General features: G+C 63.8%; 19 protein-coding genes. 14 read left to right on the top strand and 5 right to left on the bottom strand.

Features of this window, described 5'->3' with window-relative positions; genetic code table 11:
- Nucleotides 1-49 precede the first annotated feature (49 nt).
- The 3 genes from F8197_RS23805 to F8197_RS23795 are packed head-to-tail and all read right to left on the bottom strand — an operon-like array spanning nt 50 to nt 2,819.
- Nucleotides 50-1,045 (bottom strand): sterol desaturase family protein, encoded by a 996-nt coding sequence (locus tag F8197_RS23805; RefSeq protein WP_152884064.1) that lies wholly within the window; start codon nt 1,043-1,045, stop codon nt 50-52.
- Nucleotides 1,042-1,839, bottom strand: a complete 798-nt coding sequence (locus F8197_RS23800) for a polysaccharide deacetylase family protein (RefSeq protein WP_152884062.1) — start codon at nt 1,837-1,839, stop codon at nt 1,042-1,044. Before F8197_RS23800 ends, F8197_RS23805 begins: the two co-directional genes overlap by 4 nt.
- Nucleotides 1,839-2,819: a cytochrome D1 domain-containing protein gene (locus F8197_RS23795; RefSeq protein WP_152884060.1), complete on the bottom strand. Its 981-nt coding sequence runs from the start codon at nt 2,817-2,819 to the stop codon at nt 1,839-1,841. The genes F8197_RS23800 and F8197_RS23795 overlap by 1 nt, the downstream gene beginning before the upstream one ends.
- 186 nt (nt 2,820-3,005) lie before the next feature.
- On the opposite strand from F8197_RS23795, the gene F8197_RS23790 reads away from it, so the two are divergent.
- Nucleotides 3,006-3,362, top strand: a complete 357-nt coding sequence (locus tag F8197_RS23790) for an FKBP-type peptidyl-prolyl cis-trans isomerase (RefSeq protein ID WP_019921571.1) — start codon at nt 3,006-3,008, stop codon at nt 3,360-3,362.
- A gap of 39 nt (nt 3,363-3,401) precedes the next feature.
- On the opposite strand, the gene F8197_RS23785 is transcribed toward F8197_RS23790, so the two are convergent.
- Nucleotides 3,402-4,151, bottom strand: a complete 750-nt coding sequence (locus F8197_RS23785; RefSeq protein ID WP_152884059.1) for a hypothetical protein — start codon at nt 4,149-4,151, stop codon at nt 3,402-3,404.
- A gap of 224 nt (nt 4,152-4,375) precedes the next feature.
- On the opposite strand from F8197_RS23785, the gene F8197_RS23780 reads away from it, so the two are divergent.
- Both F8197_RS23780 and F8197_RS23775 read left to right on the top strand, forming a co-directional pair.
- Nucleotides 4,376-4,666, top strand: a complete 291-nt coding sequence (locus tag F8197_RS23780) for an HU family DNA-binding protein (protein ID WP_019921569.1) — start codon at nt 4,376-4,378, stop codon at nt 4,664-4,666.
- A gap of 180 nt (nt 4,667-4,846) precedes the next feature.
- Entirely contained in the window at nt 4,847-5,098 is a 252-nt protein-coding gene (locus F8197_RS23775; protein WP_019921568.1) for an acyl-CoA-binding protein, read from the top strand.
- A gap of 39 nt (nt 5,099-5,137) precedes the next feature.
- Here F8197_RS23775 and F8197_RS23770 read toward each other — a convergent pair whose 3' ends face one another.
- On the bottom strand, nt 5,138-5,419 hold the full coding sequence (locus F8197_RS23770; protein WP_056137510.1) for a polyhydroxyalkanoic acid system family protein: 282 nt from the start codon (nt 5,417-5,419) through the stop codon (nt 5,138-5,140).
- 270 nt (nt 5,420-5,689) lie between these two features.
- On the opposite strand from F8197_RS23770, the gene fdxA reads away from it, so the two are divergent.
- The 11 genes from fdxA (at nt 5,690) to F8197_RS23715 (ending at nt 19,017) form a co-directional block, all read left to right on the top strand.
- Nucleotides 5,690-6,013: a ferredoxin FdxA gene (gene fdxA, locus F8197_RS23765; RefSeq protein ID WP_056137511.1), complete on the top strand. Its 324-nt coding sequence runs from the start codon at nt 5,690-5,692 to the stop codon at nt 6,011-6,013.
- Between the two features lie 85 nt (nt 6,014-6,098).
- Entirely contained in the window at nt 6,099-7,163 is a 1,065-nt protein-coding gene (locus F8197_RS23760) for an NAD(P)/FAD-dependent oxidoreductase (RefSeq protein WP_019921565.1), read from the top strand.
- A gap of 260 nt (nt 7,164-7,423) precedes the next feature.
- A complete protein-coding gene (locus F8197_RS23755; RefSeq protein ID WP_152884057.1) occupies nt 7,424-8,665 on the top strand; it encodes a polyhydroxyalkanoate depolymerase in 1,242 nt (413 codons plus the stop codon).
- Between the two features lie 77 nt (nt 8,666-8,742).
- Complete coding sequence (locus tag F8197_RS23750) at nt 8,743-9,153, top strand: MarR family winged helix-turn-helix transcriptional regulator (protein ID WP_152884055.1); 411 nt, start codon at nt 8,743-8,745, stop codon at nt 9,151-9,153.
- On the top strand, nt 9,146-10,915 hold the full coding sequence (locus tag F8197_RS23745) for a chloride channel protein (protein WP_152884054.1): 1,770 nt from the start codon (nt 9,146-9,148) through the stop codon (nt 10,913-10,915). The genes F8197_RS23750 and F8197_RS23745 overlap by 8 nt, the downstream gene beginning before the upstream one ends.
- A 27-nt stretch (nt 10,916-10,942) precedes the next feature.
- Complete coding sequence (gene rsxB, locus F8197_RS23740) at nt 10,943-11,665, top strand: electron transport complex subunit RsxB (RefSeq protein ID WP_373996962.1); 723 nt, start codon at nt 10,943-10,945, stop codon at nt 11,663-11,665.
- Nucleotides 11,662-12,309, top strand: coding sequence for an endonuclease III (gene nth, locus F8197_RS23735; RefSeq protein ID WP_056137515.1), 648 nt, complete (start codon nt 11,662-11,664; stop codon nt 12,307-12,309). The genes rsxB and nth overlap by 4 nt, the downstream gene beginning before the upstream one ends.
- A 36-nt stretch (nt 12,310-12,345) precedes the next feature.
- Nucleotides 12,346-15,216 (top strand): class I adenylate-forming enzyme family protein, encoded by a 2,871-nt coding sequence (locus F8197_RS23730; protein ID WP_152884052.1) that lies wholly within the window; start codon nt 12,346-12,348, stop codon nt 15,214-15,216.
- Nucleotides 15,217-15,226: 10 nt separating this feature from the next.
- A complete protein-coding gene (locus F8197_RS23725) occupies nt 15,227-17,020 on the top strand; it encodes an AMP-binding protein (RefSeq protein ID WP_193333551.1) in 1,794 nt (597 codons plus the stop codon).
- Between the two features lie 13 nt (nt 17,021-17,033).
- Nucleotides 17,034-17,888, top strand: a complete 855-nt coding sequence (locus tag F8197_RS23720) for a hypothetical protein (RefSeq protein ID WP_152884048.1) — start codon at nt 17,034-17,036, stop codon at nt 17,886-17,888.
- A 25-nt stretch (nt 17,889-17,913) separates the two neighbouring features.
- Nucleotides 17,914-19,017, top strand: a complete 1,104-nt coding sequence (locus F8197_RS23715; protein ID WP_193333550.1) for an MBOAT family O-acyltransferase — start codon at nt 17,914-17,916, stop codon at nt 19,015-19,017.
- The last annotated feature ends 3 nt before the right edge of the window (nt 19,018-19,020 follow it).

Here is a 19,020-nt window from a genome sequence, read left to right as displayed (position 1 = left end):
ATCGCAGACCGACAATGCAACGCGTAGTAGGTTTTTCGAGCTGCCCTCATCAGACCACATCCTTTCGTGCATATTCCACCAGGCGCTTCAACGCCAGCCAGTGCTGCGACCAGAACCCCTTGCCGTATTCGCGCCCGGGCACGACGGTGCCGTCCGCTGCGGTTTGCGGCAGCTGGTCGCGGATGCCGGTGGTGACGAATTCCGGCGTGAAGTTGGCGGTCCTGAAAATGATATCCCACACCGGCAGCAGCACGGCGAAATTGCAGCCGCCCAGGGTGCCGGCGCCTTTCGATTCGTGGCCGACGCCGATCGCGTGGTGCATGCGGTGGTAGCGTGGCGACACCAGCAGCCGTTCGCCGAGCCAGCCGAAATGGATGCGCACATTGGCGTGCTGCAAACTTTGCAGGATGCGCGAAACCGACACCAGCATCACGTACTGCGACGGCTCCACGCCGATGCACAGCGCAATCACGCCCATGTAAATGTCGCGCAGGAAGTCGTCAAGCAGGTGGTTGCGGTTGTCGCTCCACAGGTTCATATTCTGCTGGCTGTGGTGCAGGCCGTGCAGCGCCCACCACCAGTTGAACTGGTGCGAGGCGCGGTGGTACCAGTAATCGAAGAAATCGAGCACCACGAAGTACACGAGGAAGGCGCCCAGCGGGCTGATATTGGGGATCAGCGATTCCAGGTTGAGCGGCTGGAAACTCTCGAAGCGCAGCAGCCCGGCCAGCGAGTCGAGCAGCGGGTCGAGCGTGAAGAAGATCAGCACCGAGAACAGGCCGATGCGGTGCAACACGGTATAGATAAAATCGTTCCAGCGCGCGCGCGGGTCGGTGAACTTGTGCACCGGGATCAGCGCCTCCATCGGCCGCAGCACCAGGAACAGCAAGGTCAGTTCGAGCACGCCGATCATCAGCCACTCGGTGCCCTCGAACGCTTCCTCGATGTATTCGCCGAAGCCGAGCTGGAATACCAGCGGCTGGATCACTGTTTCGAACAACCACCCCTGGGCGGTGCCGAACCAGTCGGAAATTGTCTGCATCATCGCGGTTTGAAAAGTGAAGAATAGTCAGGGTGTTCGCGCAGCGTGGCAAAGCAAAAGCCTTTTTGCTCCAGGCCGCTAATCAACAGCTCCAGGTTGGCGGGCGCCCACGCCTCCTTGCGCGACCAGATGCCCATGTGGGCCACGAAAATGTCGCCGCTGCGCAAGTCGCGCAAGGATTTTTGCAACAATACCGGATTTGGATAAGCCGTGCTCGAGAGCTCATCGCCCGAGAAGCCGGCCGGCGCCCAGCCCACGTGCGCATAGCCGCACGCCTTGGCCGCAGCCACCGTGCGCGGCGACGTGCGCCCGGCCGGTGCGCGCCACAGCGGATCGAGGTGCGCGCCCGTCAGTTCGACGAAACGGCGGTCGACGCGCTTGATTTCGTCGCAATACTGGTCTGGTGTGAGGCTGCGGAGTTTGCCGGCCGACGCACCGAAGCCGGGCTTGACGCGGAACTGGCCATCCTTTTCGCCGGCCAGCACGTCGTGGTCGAACGTATGCGAACCGAATGCATGGCCCTCGGCCACGCGCGCCTTCCAGTACCCCGACCACGACGGGTCGAGCGAATAATCGCCGCGCACGGTCTTCTCGTTGGCGAGAAAGAACGTGGCCTTGATGTGATGGCGTTTGAGGGTGTCGGCGATCAGCTCGGCCTGCGACTGGCTGCCGGTGTCGAAAGTGAGATAAATGGTGCCTTTGCAAACGCCAGCCGGCGTGGCAGGCGCTGCCGCCAGCGCCGGCAAAGCCAGTGCGGTCAGCAGCGCCCGCACCGGTCTGGCAATACGATGGTCCATCAGCGCTGGGCGGAATTGATGAAGAATACGCCGTGCGGCGAACGTCCTACCGGGATCAGCTTGGTGATCTTGCGGGTTTTCAGGTCGATCACCGCCACCTTTTTAATCCAGCGCAGCGTCACCCACATGGTCTTGCCGTCGTCGGTGATTTCCATGCAGTCCGGGCCGCCGGGCACGTTGATCTGGCCGACGTTTTCCAGCGTCTTCTGGTCGATGATGTTAATCGAGTTCGACACCCGGTTCGACACATACGTGTAGCGGCCGTCGCCCGCCGAGCGGAAGTTGTGCGCGCCCATGCCGGTCTTGATGCGCTTGACCGTCTTTTGGGTTCTCCAGTCGATCACTTCCACGTAGTCGCTGCCCATGATGCCCACCAGCAGGTACTTGTCGTCCGGTGTCATGGCAATGCCGGCTGGCAGCTTGCCAACCGACATGGTCCACTTGACCACGCCGCTGGCCAGGTCGATGGCGCTGACCTGGTCGCTGCCCTGCTGGGTGATGAAGGCGGTGGTGCTGGCCGTGTCGAACGCCATGTGGCTTGGCAGCTTGGCCAGCGGAATGCGCTTGTTCAGGGTCAGGTTGGTGCCGTTGTAGCGGTAGATATCCACCCGGTCCAGCCGCAGCGAGTTCGAGACGAACCATTTCTGGTCGGGCGAGAAGCCGATCTGGTACGGGTCGAGGATGTCCTTGAGGGTGCGCTGGATCTGGCCCGACTTGGGATCGAGGAAGATCAGTTCGTTGCCAACCGAGCTGGCGACGATCAGCGACTTGTTGTCGGGCGTGGCCATCAGGTGGTGCGGCTCCTTGCCGACCGGGAAAGTGGACAAGCTCTGGTACGTGGCCTGGTCCAGCAACTGCACGGTCGCATCGCGCGAGTTGAGCACCACCACGACATTGGCCTGGGCGCCCTGGATGAAGGCGGCGGCGCAAAGGCTGGAAACAACGATATGGCGGAGATGGCGGCGGAAACTGCTGAACATGAAGAAATCGCTTGTAGGAGCAAAGACTTTATTTTACGTGCAAACCCGGCTGTGCCGAGGGGTAAAGTTCACAATTATTCTGCCGTGCGGGCTGGCGCGCGACACCGGCCAAGGCATCGACAGCGACGCCACCTTGTCGCTGCTGCTACAATTGATGACTTGTTCCCAACAATAGAAGGAAAAGCTATGTCCACCATCACTACCGACTCCGGCCTGCAATTCATCGAACTGACGGTTGGCGACGGCGCTGAAGCCAAGGCCGGTCAAAACGTTACCGTGCATTACACCGGCTGGCTGCGCAACGACGACGGCACCAAGGGCGCCAAGTTCGATTCGAGCAAAGACCGCAACGATCCGTTCGAGTTCGCACTGGGCGCGGGCATGGTCATCCGTGGTTGGGACGAAGGCGTGCAAGGCATGAAAATCGGCGGCGCCCGCCAGCTGATCATTCCAGCGGAACTGGGCTACGGTTCGCGCGGCGCCGGCGGCGTGATTCCACCGAATGCCACCCTGATCTTCGACGTCGAACTGCTGGGCGTTTAATCGCGTTAAATAGTACCGCTGGCAGCGCGCGCACTACCCTCAGCGCTGCCAGTTGCGCCGCAACGCCTCCTGCTCCGCGCGCGTATCCATCATTCCCCCCACTATTCGCTGGTCGATCGCTTCGAGCACCGCTGTCGGCATTTCCGTGCCTGCCACGCGCTGCGCGCTCATTTGTGGCGCGGGACGCATGTTTTGTACCAGTACCGGCACCCGCCACTCTTCGCTGGCGCGGCAGGCCATGCCCACCAGGTCCTGGCTCAGGCCCACCAGCGTAAAGGTGCGGCAATAACCGCCCTGGTTCGACAAAAAACTCAAGCCCACCCGCACATCGCCTTCCGACGGCGCGGCGCCGCCCATTTGCCGGCTCAGCGCCAGATCGAGCTTGCCCTGGGCGATTAACATGCCGTTGCGGCTGATGATGGTGGTGGGCGCGGCCGGTGGTTCGCCCAGCCAGGCCGGCTGCCAGTACACCAGCGCAAAACGCCCCGCCAGCAAGCCGGCAACCAGCACGGCGCCGATCGCGGTCCAGACCTGCCAGCTCCAGCGCGGCGTTTGCGCCTTGCGCGCAGCCTGCTGCACGGCCACGCGCTGGGCCCGGATGGCCGACAGGTGTACCACCTTGCCGTAGCGCGGCGGCGGTCCGTTGTATGCATGGGATTTCACGCGCAGGGTGGCCACCCGGCGTTGCAGGCTGGCGTCGCGCTGCATGGCGTGCTCGATGGCGCGGCGGGTCGCGTCGTCCAGCTGGCCATCGGCGTAGGCAATCAGTGTGTCATCTGAAAAGCTCATCATCCTGCTCATTATCGCTGCGCAAGTCGTGCCATGATAAACCTTTTTGAACAGGATGCGAGTCCGTCAGGATTGCGTAAGCCCTTTAACTACAAGGGATCATCCGATGCAAATGGGCGCGTGGCAGGTGCAGCAAGGGTTACTTTGAAACTCTTCACGCGGAAACCATTACATCTGACAATATTTATGCTAATCTGCGCGCTCTAATAACCAAGGAGGTAGTAATGAAAAAAGGCGAACTGATTGCTGAATTTGCGAAACGCACCGAGATGTCTGCTGCTGCCGCCAACACCGCAGTAAACACCTTGATCGCCATCGTGACCGAGCGTCTTAAAAAAGGCGACACGGTAGGCATCACCGGCTTCGGCACCTTCTCCGTTGCCAAGCGTGCTGCGCGCAAAGGTCGCAATCCAGCTACCGGCGAAGCGATCAAGATCGCAGCGTCGAAAACCCCGAAATTCTCGGCGGGCGCGACCCTGAAGTCGGCTGTCAACCCGGCCAAAAAAGCCAAGTAATTGCAGCACCGCTGGCGCCCAGGTGCAGCCAGCGACAAGTAACACGGCGGTTCATGCCAGGCGCACAGCCTGCCATGGCCGCCGTTGTGCTTTGGGGCGCGTGTTTTTGAGGGGTTCCTCTAGCGGATTTCGCGAGGGCTGCGGGTATGATGGACGATTGCACCCAACACAGGAGAAGACATGAGCTTACAAGCACAATTCGAACAAGCCCAGGCGGACTCGAAAAACCTGCCGGAACGTCCGGACAATATGACCCTGCTGAAAATCTACGCGCTGTTCAAGCAGGCGTCGGTGGGCGACGCCACCGGCGAGCGTCCCGGCTTTACCGACATGGTCGGCCGCGCCAAGTTCGACGCCTGGGATGCACTCAAGGGCACCAGCGCCGACGACGCCAAACAACAGTACATCGACCTGATCGAAGACCTGAAGTAATCCCGTGCCGGCCCTGGACTACCATGGGCCGGCCTCCCGCTATGCTGCCGTAAATACGCGGCGCATCTTGTCCGCTACCTTGCTCTCGATCTGCGACGCAAACGCGCTGATCGGAAAGCCGAGCGCGATATGCAACTGCGCCTGGTTCGGCAGCAAACTCAGCGTGCCATTCACGCCGCTGCGCTCGAAGCGCAGCACATCACCATCCCAGCGCGACGTCAATTCGAATTGTTCGGACAGTTTGTCCGCAACTTGTTGCGCCGCCGCACGGGCTTGCTCGGGCGCCAGGTGGTGTTCCTGGACGATGTTGATGTCCGCCATGCACTTCCTTAAAAGTAAAACAAAGGCTGCATCATGCCAGTTGCGCCCCTGCGGCGCCAGTGTCCAGCCTGTCTGAACGCTGCCGATGGGCTCGCGCGCGAGTCGCGCTGCGGCTCCGCGCCCAGCCACGGCGCATTTGCTTATATGTATTGTATATAAGCGCCGTTTGTGAGAAATAAGGAATTACCTTAAAATACAGTGCTTTGCCGAGGTTAGCCGGCTACGCCATCGCCGACTACGCCACTGCGCACCAACATTGATAGGACTGTTATGACCCACGTTGTCACCGAATCTTGCATCAGCTGCCGTTATACGGACTGCGTCGATGTTTGCCCGGTAGATTGTTTCCGCTCTGGACCGAACTTCCTTGCCATCGACCCGGACGAGTGCATCGACTGCGCCGTTTGCGTGGCCGAGTGCCCGGTCAACGCGATTTACGCCGAAGAAGATGTGCCCGGCGACCAGCAGCAATACATCAAGCTCAACGCCGACCTGTCGCGCCACTGGCCGTCGATCACCAAGACCGTCGCCCCGCTGCCGGACGCCGACCAGTTCAAGGACGTCAAAGACAAGCTGCACCTGCTGGTACGCTAAGACGTCTGTCTGGCCGGGCAATACCGACAGCGCGCAGCGCGCTGTCGGTATTGCCTAACCATTATTGAAATCACAGGAAAAACGAATGAATAGCACTGTCACCCCTACCGGCGTCATCGAAACCGATGCCGTCATCATTGGCGCCGGCCCGGTCGGCCTGTTCCAGGTCTTCGAACTGGGCCTGCTGGAAATTAAAGCCCATGTGATCGATTCGCTGGGCGCGGTGGGCGGACAATGCGTCGAACTGTATCCTGACAAGCCGATCTACGACATCCCGGCCGTGCCTTCGTGCACCGGCCAGGAACTGACCGACAACCTGCTCAAGCAGATCGAGCCGTTCGAGCCGACCTTCCACCTGGGCCAGGAAGTGGTCAAGGTTCAACGCCGCGACGACGGCCGTTTCGACGTCGCCACCACTGCCGGTACCGAGTTCATCACCAAGACCATCTTCATTGCTGCCGGCGTCGGTTCGTTCCAGGCCCGTACCCTGAAAGTCGATGGCATCGACGTCTTCGAAGGCTCGCAACTGCACTACAAGGTCAAGGATCCTGCCCAGTTCGAAGGCAAGAACCTGGTCATCTGCGGCGGCGGCGACTCGGCCCTGGACTGGGCCCTGAACTTCGTCGGCAAGGCCGAATCGGTCGTGCTGCTGCACCGCCGTGAGGACTTCCGCGCTGCGCCAGCGTCGGTCGCCAAGATGAAGGCGCTGTGCGACGACTACGAAATGCAACTGATCGTGGGCCAGGCCACTGGTTTCGAGACCAAGGACGACAAGCTGACCGAACTGAAGGTCACCGGCCAGGACGGCGTTACCCGCCGCGTGCCGCTGGACATGCTGCTGGTGTTCTACGGCCTGTCGCCGAAGCTGGGCCCGATCGCCGAATGGGGCCTGGACATCGAACGCCGCCAGCTCAAGGTGCAGGATACCGAGAAGTTCGAAACCAATGTGCCGGGCATCTTTGCCGTGGGCGACATCAACACCTATCCGGGCAAGAAAAAGCTGATCCTGTCGGGCTTCCACGAAGCCGCGCTGGCCGCCTTCGGCGCCGCGCCGTACATCTTCCCGGACAAGAAGATCCACATGCAGTACACCACCACCTCGCCGAAGCTGCACAAGGTGCTGGGCGTGGAGACGCCAGTTTTTGATTAAGCTTGATTAACTGTTACTAGCGGACCGCCAGTAACACAACACTCAGGTAGATGTCCTACAGAAAAGCAGCGGAAACGCTGCTTTTTTTATGGCGGCAGCAGTATTATTCTTGAGACGGGATTTGTTGCGCAATATCAGTAATTTTTCCCCGAGGCACCAAAATGCATCGATCACCAGCCTCCATGCGGCCTTGCGCCGCTGAATTGGCGTATCATGCATGAATTGGTGCAACGCACCATAAAAACACCGGGACAACTATCATGCTCTACCAACTGCACGAAATGCAACGATCGATGCTCACGCCACTGATGCAGTGGGCCGATGCCTCCGCCAAAATCTTCAGCAATCCGGTCTCGCCGCTGGCGCACACGCCGTTCGCGCAGCGCATCGCCGCCGGCTACGAACTGATGTACCGACTGGGCAAGGACTACGAAAAGCCGGCGTTCGGCATCGACACGTCGCCGGTCAAGGGTATGCCCGAGCCGGTAGGCATCATCGAGCAGGTGACAGTCAACAAACCGTTCTGCCGCGTTATCCACTTCCGCAAGGACCTGGACGATCAGCAAGTGACAGACCTGGCGCAGCCGACCGTGCTGCTGGTGGCGCCGCTGTCGGGACACCACTCCACGCTGCTGCGCGACACCGTGCGCGGCTTACTGGTCGAGCACGACGTCTTCATCACGGACTGGACCGACGCCCGCATGGTGCCGCTGGCCGACGGCGCCTTCCGCCTCGACGATTACATTTATTATGTGCAGGACTTCATCCGCCACCTGGGCCCGGACGTGCACGTGATTTCCGTGTGCCAGCCCACGGTGCCGGTATTGGCCGCCATTTCGCTGATGGCAACCTCCAACGACCCTAAGCTGCCGAAAACCATGACCATGATGGGCGGCCCGATCGATCCGCGCCGTTCGCCCACTGCTGTCAACAACCTGGCCACCGAGAAAAAATTCTCGTGGTTTGAAAACACCGTGATTTACCCGGTGCCGCCGAACTACCCCGGTTTCGGCCGCAAGGTGTACCCGGGCTTCCTGCAGCACGCCGGCTTCATCGCCATGAACCCGGGCCGCCACGCCGAGAGCCACCGCGACTTCTACAACCACCTGGTCAAGGGTGACGAAGAAACCGCCGAATCGCACCGCAAGTTCTACGACGAATACAATGCCGTGCTGGACATGCCGGCCGAGTACTATCTCGACACCATCAAGACCGTGTTCCAGGAATTCGCCCTGCCGCGCGGCACCTGGGAAGTGGGCGGCCAGCTGGTGCGTCCGCAAGACATCACCTCGGTGGCGCTGTTCACGGTCGAAGGCGAGCTGGACGACATTTCCGGCGCCGGCCAGACCCAGGCCGCGCACGACCTGTGCAGCAATATTCCGGACGACATGAAGCAGGATTTCGTGGCGCCGCGCGCCGGCCACTACGGTATTTTCTCGGGTCGCCGCTGGCGCGAGATGGTCTGCCCGAAAATCACCGATTTTATCAAGCAACACGCGTAAGCCTGCAAAATGCCCGACGCTGCACCAGCGCCGGGTATTTTTTCGGTCAAATACATCACGTTGTGATATATTTCGGCATGACTAACAAAACTCTCGACAAATCGGACTTTGCCGCGCTGTCCGAATTCCGTTACCAGATGCGCCGCTTCGAACGCTTTTCCGAAGACGTGGTGCAAGCGCAAGGCATCACTCCGCTGCAATACCTGCTGCTGCTACACATCAAGGGCTATCCGGGCCGCGACTGGGCCTCGGTAGGCGAACTGGCCGAACGGCTGCAAGCGAAGCACCACGGCGTGGTGGCGCTGGCCACGCGCTGCGAAGCGATGGGCCTGGTCGTGCGGCGCGTGAGCGAGACCGACCGCCGCCGCGTGGAAATCCACCTGCTGCCGCACGGCGAAACCATCCTGGCCCAGCTGGCCGAACAGCATCGCATCGAGCTGCTGTCGCTCGAAGGCGTGTTCACCATTCCCCAAATTCGCCATGAATAAACATGACACCCGCCGCGACTTCGACGGCAAGTCGCGCCTGCTGCTGTTGACCAGCATTGCCGCCGTGGTCGGTGCGCTCAGCACCGTCACCGCCGACCTGCTGCTGCACGCGATCCGCTTCTTCATCAACCTGTTCTTCTTCCAGACCTTCTCGACCGCCTTCAGATCGCCGGCGGAGAACACGCTGGGCGCCTGGGTGATCGTGGTACCCGTGCTTGGCGGCCTGATCGTGGGCCTCATCGCGCGCTACGGTTCCGAGGCCATACGCGGCCACGGCATTCCCGAGGCGATCGAAGCCATCCTGTTCAAGAAGAGCACCATGTCGCCCAAGGTGGCGGTACTCAAACCGCTGGCGTCGGGGATTGCCATCGGCAGCGGCGGGCCGTTTGGCGCCGAAGGCCCGATCATCATGACCGGCGGCGCGGTCGGCTCGCTGATCGGCCAGCATTTTCATTTGACGGCGGCCGAGCGCAAGGCGCTGCTGGTGGCTGGCGCCACGGCCGGCATGACTGCCGTGTTCGGCACGCCGATCGCGGCCGTGCTGCTGGCAGTGGAACTGCTGCTGTTCGAACTGCGTCCGCGCAGCCTGGCGCCGGTGGCGGTGGCCTGCGCGGTGGCCGGCTTCCTGCGCCCGTTGCTGATCGAGTCAGGTCCGCTGTTTCCGCTGCACACGCAGGCGCTGGCGCCGTCCGCCCTGCTGTCGTGCCTGATCGCCGGCGTGCTGTGCGGCATGCTGGCGTGGCTGCTGTCGAACGCGCTGTACAAGGTGGAAGACGGCTTCCACAAGCTGCCGATCCACTGGATGTGGTGGCCGGCGCTTGGCGGCCTGGCCGTGGGCATCGGTGGCTACCTGCAACCGCGCGCGCTCGGCGTCGGCTACGACGTCATCGCCGACCTGCTGAACAACCACCTGGCCGCCACCGCGATCGCCAGCCTGCTGCTGGTGAAAGCCGTAATCTGGCTGCTGGCGCTCGGCTCGGGCACCTCAGGCGGCGTGCTGGCGCCCTTGCTGATGCTCGGCGCTGGCCTGGGCGCCCTGCTCGGCCCGTACCTGCCCGGCGGCGAGCCGGCCGTGTGGCCGCTGGTATTCATGGCCGCCACGCTGGGCGGCATGATGCGCGCGCCGGTGATGGCGGTGGTGTTTGCGTTCGAACTCACCCACGACGCCAATGCCCTGCTGCCGGTGCTGGCCACCGCCACGGTGGCGTACGCGTTCACGGTGATCACCATGGACCGCTCGATCCTCACCGAAAAAATCGCCCGCCGTGGCCACCACATCTATCGCGAATACGGCATCGACCCGCTCGAGCGTCACAGCGTGGCCGAGGTGATGACGCACGCCCCGCACACCATCGCCCACGATGCGTTGCTGGCCAATGTTGTGAGTACCCACTTCCATGACAAGCCGCGCCACCGCGCCTACCCGGTGGTACGCAGCGACACCGGCGCACTGGTCGGCATGCTCGACCGCGAAGGCGCGGCCAGCCGCCCGGATGCGGTGCGCGTAGGCGACCTGTTCGGCGTCAACCTGCCCCTGGTGGCGCTGACTGATGAAACCTGCCGGGCGGTTGCCACGCGGCTGGCCGTGCATGGCGCGGGCCGGCTGCCGGTGGTGGCGGACATGCAGTCGCGGCGCCTGGTCGGCATCATCAGCCACAGCGACCTGGTCAAGCCGGCGCTCGGTTTGCACACCGAAGAACTGGAACGGCAGACCGTGCGCCGCGTGCGGTTTTTCGGTGAACGGCGCGCAGATGTCGGATAATGGCGTTTTACCGATTTTGAAACCGCCGTGTCCGACCTCCGCCCCCTCGCCGACCGCATCGAAGACGTCCTGCCGCAAACGCAATGCACCAAGTGCGGCTTCGATGGCTGCCGTCCGTACGCGCAGGCGATAGCGGACGGCGCTGCCGAGATCAACCAGTGCCCGCCTGGCGGCGCCGAGGGCATCGCCAGGCTGTCGGCGGTGACCGGCCGCAAGGTCATTCCGCTCAATCCCGTCAACGGCCTCGAGCGCCCGCGCGCGGTGGCGTTTATCGACGAGTCGCTGTGCATCGGCTGTACCCTGTGCATCCAGGCCTGCCCGGTGGACGCCATCGTCGGTGCCGCCAAGCTGATGCACACCATCGTGCCCGACCTGTGCACCGGCTGCGACCTGTGCGTGAACCCGTGCCCGGTCGATTGCATCGTCATGTACCCGGTCACCGAGACCACCGGCTGGGCCGCCTGGGGCCAGCCCGAGGCCGACGCCGCCCGTGAGCGCCACGACTTCCGCACCGTGCGCCTCCAGCGCGAAAAGCAGGAAAACGACGACCGCCTGGCCGCCAAGGCCCACAGCAAGATGGAGATCGTCAACGCCATCGATCCGGCCGACGCCGCGTCCGCCGAGGCGCTCGCGCGCAAGAAAGCCATCATCGCCGCCGCCATGGAGCGCGCCCGCGCCAAGAAAGAAGCTGCGGCAGCCGATGCTGCGGCAACCGCAGCAACCAGCCAGAACGGAACCAAGCCTGAATGAATCCAGCCAAACGCCACGAAATGTTCGTGCGCTTCCGCGCCGCCAATCCCCACCCCAAGACCGAACTCGAATACACCACGCCGTTCGAACTGCTGATCGCGGTGCTGCTGTCGGCGCAGGCCACCGACGTCGGCGTGAACAAGGCCACCCGCAAGCTCTACCCGGTGGCCAACACGCCGCAGGCGATACTCGACTTGGGCGAGGACGAACTCAAGACCTATATCCAGACCATCGGCCTGTATAAAACCAAGGGCAAGAACGTGATCGCCACGTGCAGGATGCTGGTGGACCTGCACGGCGGCGAAGTGCCGCGCGACCGCGAATCGCTCGAAGCCCTGCCCGGCGTGGGGCGCAAGACCGCCAACGTGGTCATGAACACGGCGTTTGGAGAGCCGACCATGGCGGTCGATACCCATATCTTCCGCGTGTCGAACCGCACCGGGCTGGCGCCCGGCAAGAATGTCGAGATCGTCGAGCAAAAGCTATTAAAGTTCATACCTAAAGAATTCTTGCAAGATGCGCATCATTGGCTGATACTGCATGGTCGCTATACCTGCAAGGCACGTAAACCAGAGTGCTGGAACTGCATGCAGATCGATTTATGCGACTACCGCAGCAAAACTCCGCCGCCAGCCATATTGTAAGCAAGCTTACCCCACGCTATCTTTACACGTTTTTGGATGCAAAAAACTACATTCGGCGTCCTGGCGTGCCCCGCATGCCGCACGTCATTGACCAGCGATACACCATTGGCCACCAGTTTGCCGCTATCGAGCGGTGTGCTGAGCTGCCCTGACTGCGCGCTCCATGTCCCCGTGGTGCGGGGGTTCCCGCTGTTTACAGAAGCGCACCTGGGTAGCGTGGCCGACGCGCGCGCCACGCTGCCGGCGCTCGATGCCAAGCTGGCGCCCAGCCCCGACTACCTGTCATTCATGCACCGCCGCCATGTGCGCCGCATTCCCGACCGCTACGCCGCCTTCCAGCCGTTCAACGAATCGACACGCGCGTTCTACGCCCTGCTCGACCTGGCGCGCGCGCACCTGCGGCCCGGCGACCTGATACTCGACACCTGGGGCCGTACCGGCTGGAGCGGCGAGATGCTGGCAGCGGTCTTTCCCGAGCAACACGTGGTGTCGATCTGGGAAGGCAACTTCGACGTACTCGGCTACATGGGCTACGCGCATTGGCTTGCCGCCGGCCGGCGCGCGCCCAACCACGATATCGTGTTTGTGCCGCCCGGCGGTCCGCTGCCGTTCGGGGACAGCCGGTTTGCGCTGGTCCACGGCCTCGACTCGCTGCACCGCTACGCGCCCGCGACTTTCCTCGGCGACCTGCTGCGCATCGCCCGCGACGACGCGCCGATCATCTTCCCGCACGTGCACATGGCCAACAGCGAACCGTCGCCATATTTTGATCGTGGCGGCCTGATCCTGCACGGCCGGCGCCACCTGGAGCGGCTGCAAGCCGCGCGCAAGCGCCAGGCACGCAGTGCCATCGTCATGGCCGAGGTAACCTTGTTCGATGCCGGCGCGCACGGCGCCACGACCTTGCTGAGCGAGCCGGACACGCCGCATTACAACGGCCTGGTGGCGTTGACGCCGCCATCGTGGGAAGGCGCACCGCTGCGGCGGGCCGATCTCGATCTCGCCGTGCCCGGCGCACGCGGCATCGTCAACGCCCTGCTCGAGCTGGACAGCCTGAACGGCCGTGCCGTGGCCGATCCGCAGGCATTGGGCGGTCTGATGGCAGACCTGCTGCTGCGCCATCCCTGCTATGCGGACCGGCTCGACCGGCTCGGCCTGCAAGCGCTGGGGCCGGAGCAGTTGCAGATCCTGTTCCAGCTGGGGCAAATGCGTACCCTGGAAGAAACGGCGCAACGCTTGCAGTTGCCGGTCCGTCACGTGTGCGACCAGGCCCGCGCCATGGTCGATGCCGAACTGGTGCAACTGGCGCCGGTGAGCGGCGCCATGGCGCGCTTGCAGTCATATTACGCCAGCCAGGTGGTGCGGCCGCTACCGCAAGAAGAGACTTTCGAATACCTGTGGCAATTGCTGCCCACGCTGTACCGTGACCGGCCGCTGCTGCTGTGCGGCATCGACGACAGCGCCTTCGGCGTGGACGAGGTAACGCTGCTGGTGCCGGCACTGCAACAGGGCTTGCGCGCCCTGGGCGTGGGGCCCGGCGACCGCGTGGTGATGCTGTGCGCGCCACACCCGGAAGCGGTGCTGCTGACCTGGGCCATCTGGCGACTGGGCGCGGTGGTGGTGCCATTGCGCAAGGAGCTGGCCGAAACACCTGCGCAGCTGGCGCCGCTGCTCGACCGTATCGAACCGGTTTTGCTGGTGCTGGACCGCCCGCGCCTCGGCGCCGCCGCCCTCGCCACCTGTCCGGCCGTGCTGCTCGATGCCTTGCACGATGACGACAACGACGCAGCACTGCCCGCCGGGAACACCGTGCCGGAATTGTCGGCTCTGCTCGAAGACTGGCTGGAACTGCCGCCAGCATCCGCCACACACGTGGTGCAGCCAGATGATGTCGCCATGATCCTGTTTACGTCCGGCAGCACCGGCATGCCCAAGGGCGTGGTCCATAGCCAGCGCGCACTGCTGCACAGCGGCCAACTGGCGGCCACCGAGTTCGGCTGGCACGACCAGGACCTGCTGCTGTCGCTGGGCGACTTCCACACCATGAGCGGCTTGCGCAATCCACTGGTGGCGGCGCTGTTCGCGGGCGCGGGCGTGTACCTGGCCGACGAGGCCGAGCGCCACAGCGTGGGCAAGACCCTGCAGGCGGCGCAGCGCCACGGCGTGACAGTGCTGTCCACCGGACCGGCCTGGCTGTCCATGCTCGACCTGCTGCCGGCCCACCTGACCCTGCACCCGGCCAGCCTGCGCCAGATCCTGTCCACCGGCGCGCCGCTACAGCCGGCGCTGCATGCAGCGCTGGCGCAGCGCATGAACCTGGCCATTGTCGACTACTACGGTCTGACCGAAACGGGCGGCCTGTGCATGGTGTTCGACCACCTGCAAGGGGCCAGCGGAAAGCCGGTAGGCGCCGTGGTGCAAATCTGCGATGCCGACGGCGCGCCACTGGCAGCCGGCCGGGCCGGCGAACTGCGCGTGCACAGCAACCAGCTGATGCTCGGCTACTGGCGCGACGCCGCGCAAACGGCCCGCATCGCACGCGGCAACTGGCTCTATACCGGCGACATCGCCAGTCATGACGGCCACGGCCGTATCACCCTGCTGGGCCGGCACGACGACCAGCTCAAGAACGAGTTTGGCGATATCGTCCACCCGGCGCCGCTCGAGCGCGCCGTCTGCAGCCTGCCCCACGTGCGCGAGGCAGCCATCACTGCGGGACCGCAAGGCCTGGTCGGACTGCTGGTGGTCGAAGCCGGTTTCGACATGGCAGCGTTTGTCGACGCCTGCCGCCGCCAGGCCACCGCCGACGTCATGCCGCGCCTGTGGCGCGTGCGCGACACGCTTCCCTATACCGCAGCTGGTAAGCTCGACCGCAAACTGCTGGCGCATTCCCTCTCACAAGTTTAGAAAGCAGCACATGTTCGACTCCCGTTCCGGCCATGCCGCGTCGCCCTTTTTGATCGGCGCGAAAACCCTGTCTCACGGTGAACTGGACACCCAGATCGCCCTGGTCGCAGCACGCCTGCTGGCCGGCAAGCTCGACCAGCAACGCGTGCTGTTCATGGTGCGCGACGACCTGGCCGCGATGCCGCTGCTGCTCGGTTGCCTGCGCGCTGGCGCGATCCCGCTGCTGCTCGATCCCGGCACCGCCGCCAGTCAGGTGCAATACCTGCTCGAACATGCACAAGTGGCCGGCGTCATCGCCGACGCCGACCGCATTGCACAATGGCAGGAGGCCGGCATGGCCTTGCCGGCGCAGCGGATCGGCGTGGCTGGCGCCCAGGCCAAGGGCAAGCTGCTCGGCAAGCTGCTGGGCCGGCGCGCCCCGGCCGATCTCGACAACTGGCCCGGCCTGCTGTCGGCGCCGACGCCGGCAGCGCTGCCGCCAGCGCGCCAGGAAGGTCCCGCCTACGTGGTCTTCACCTCGGGCAGCACGGCGCGCCCGAAGGGCGTGGAAATGCACTGGCCGGCGCTGCTGGCGCATTCGCGCACGATAGGCGACCACTACGGGCTCGACCAGAACTCGCGCCTGATGAACCTGATGCCACTGACGCATGCCGACGGCCTGGTGCAAGGCGTGCTGCTCGCTTACCGGGTGGGCTGCGCGCTGGTGCGGCCGGCGCCGTTTTCCATCGTCGGCATCGAGGCGCTGTTGATTGCCGTGTACCGCGAACAGGTCACCCACCTGGTGGCGGCGCCCACCGCGCTGGCGCTGATGCAGCAGTACGGCAGCCACCTGGCAGAAAATTTCGGCAACGGCCATTTCCAGTTTGCCGTCTCGTGCAGCGCGCCGTTGAGCGCCGCCATCTGGACCGGCTTTAGCGACACTTTCAAAATCAAGCTGATCAACACCTATGGCCTGAGCGAAACCGGCACCTGCGGCCTGTATGCCGGACCGGACGCTGCCAGCCACAAGGTAGGCAGCGTGGGCATCCCGCGCGACATGCTGGCCAGGATCCTGCGTGAAGACGGCAGCGCAGCGGGGGACGACGAGCCGGGCGAACTGTGCCTGCAAGGTGCCAACCTGATGCACGGCTACCTCGACAATCCCGAAGCCACCGCCGCCGTGTTGCGCGACGGCTGGCTGCACACGGGCGACCAGGCGCGGCGCGACAGCGACGGTGTCTACTGGATCACCGGCCGCCTCAAGGACCTGATCATCTGTGGCGGCTACAACCTGTCGCCGGAAGCCATCAACGGCGTGCTGCTGCAACACCCGGCCGTTCTGGAAGCGGCCACCGTGGCCCTGCCCGATGCAACCTGGGGCGAAATCCCCGTAGCCTGCGTGGTGCTGCGCCCCGCCATGGAAGCCGACAGCGCGCAATTGCTGGCGCACTGCGGCAGCCACCTGGGCGCGCACGAACTGCCCAAGCGCATCGTCTTCAGTTCGCAATTGCCGCGTACGCCGTCGGGCAAGGTGATCACCGCTCAACTGCAAAAATCGCTGGCGGTAACGCCGGTGAGCGCGGGCAGCACGCACGACCCGCGCGCACAGGTTTTCGCGCTTGCTGCCGAACTGTTCCAGGTGGCCCCGCACACCTTGCAGGACAGCTCCGGTCCGGCCAACACCCCGGGCTGGGACTCGCTGGCCCACATCAATTTCGTGATCGGCCTGGAAACCCTGTTCAACATCCGCCTGAGTCCGACGGACGTGGTGCACATGGAATCGCTGGGCGCAACCGTGCACATGATCAACAGGCTGGCGCGCTGAGATGGGCGTGGCAATGGCCAAGGTCTTGCCGCTGCGCGTCTGGCTGTACAGCGTGGTGCTGGTAGCCGCCGTGATGGCGGTGGCGGCGCTGTACTACCGGTCGGCCAGACAGGAAGCCGGCGCCGCAGCGGCCGGCCAGGTTCAGCGCTTTCTTGCAGATCATCCCGACCGGCCGGGTGTGCGCGTAGTGGCACTGGGGTCTTCACTGCTGTGGGCCGCCACGCCGCCAGGCCAGTATGACAAGCTGGAAGGCATGGACTGGCTGCGGATCACCAAGAGCGGCAGCAGCATGGGGTATTTGCACGCCGTGCTGGACGTACTCGACCGCCATCCTCCCGGCATACTGGTCATCGACACCAACCTGCTGTTGCCAACCAACCCAGACTTCATCCTGGAAGAGATGCGTTATGCTTTCGCGAGCATGCTGAAGGCCCCGGTCGCCACGGCGACCGGAATACGCCTCAACGACCAGGTGACCATGTTTCCGTGCGAGGTCCAGACACCTGCCGCGATCCGGAAACAGCTGGCAGGCCTGGTTGCCCAGCAAAACGCCACGCGGACCCCACCCGACATCGACACCGCTTTACAAGCCCGACTGCTGCAACTGACGCAGCGCGGGGTACACATCGTGGTGCTGGAGATACGCCGCAGCAGCCAGTTCGAGCAGGCAATCACGCATGAAAGGCAGTCGTGGTTGCAACGCTGGAAAGCTGCCATGCCGCCAGGCCCGCGCGTCAGCTACCTCGCCTCCCCCGATTATCCCGAACCGGACTTGTACTGCGACGGTCGCCACATGAACGCCGCCGGCGCACGCCGCTTCGAGACTTGGTGGTCCGCGCAGCTGCAGTCTATGGCGAAGGGCGGCTGACATGGTATGGCTGTCTGTTTTCAGCATGCTGTTTATATCCGCGCTGGTTGCGCTCTACTGGCGGTTGCCGAGCCAATGGCGGCCATGGTTGCTGGCCGCCGGCGGCACGGTGCTGCTCGCCCATGACAGCTGGATCGGGCTGGGCGCATGGGCGGCCTTGCTGCTCTGGGTGGCGCTGATGTGCGGGCCGCAATGGCAGCGCAAGACCCTGATGCGTACCGTGGGGCTGGGCGGGGTGCTGCTGATGTTCGGCGCCTACCAGTTCGGCAAGGCCAGCCATGGTTTGATCGCCTGGCTCGGCTATGCGTTCGTCTCGCTCAAGGCGTGGCATCTGATCGCCGAACACGGCAGCGGCCCGCTGCGCGATGGCCGCGCCGCAAGTAGCCTGGCCTACCTGCTGTTCCCGCCGACGCTGGCGGTAGGCCCGGTGCAGCGCTATGAAAGCTTCCGGCTGGAACTGCTGCGCGCGCGCTGGGATGGTGCCGTCGCCTCGCAGGCGCTGCAGCGTCTGCTGTATGGCTACGTGAAAGTGGTGCTGCTGGCTGGTTACCTGCTGAATCACAAGCTCGATACCCTGGCGCTGGAGACTGGCCATCCCTGGCTCGATACGTACCTGCCTCTGCTCGGATACGGGCTCAACCTGTACTGGCAGTTTTCAGGCTACTGCGATATCGCCATCGGTTTTGCCGCGCTGCTGGGCATGCGGGTGCCGGAGAATTTTAACTTCCCGTTTTCCGCTGGTAATTTGCAGGAATTCTGGCGGCGCTGGCATATCACGGTGTCGGAATGGTGCCGCGACTTCGTGTTCCGTCCCATCCTGTCGCGTACCCGCCAGTACATGCTGGCCAGCCTGGCCAGCATGGTGGTGCTGGGCCTGTGGCACGAGCTCTCGCCGCGCTACCTGGCCTGGGGTCTGTTCCACGGCGCCGGCCTGGTGGTGGTGCATCTATGGGGCAAGCACATGCCGTGGGCGGCCGCGCTGCGCACCAACGCGCTGTGGCGGGGTTTCAGCTGGCTGCTCACGCTGCAATTTGTCATCCTCAGCTTTGCGCTGACCTCGACGCCGAACCTGGCCGCCGCCTGGCGCTGCCTGGCAACGCTGTTCGCACCACTGATACCGGGGAGTTAAACA

The sequence above is a fragment of the Duganella sp. FT27W genome, assembly GCF_009295655.1.
GTDB classification, from domain to species: domain Bacteria; phylum Pseudomonadota; class Gammaproteobacteria; order Burkholderiales; family Burkholderiaceae_D; genus Rugamonas; species Rugamonas zoogloeoides.
This window is presented reverse-complemented; position numbering and strand designations above follow the sequence as displayed.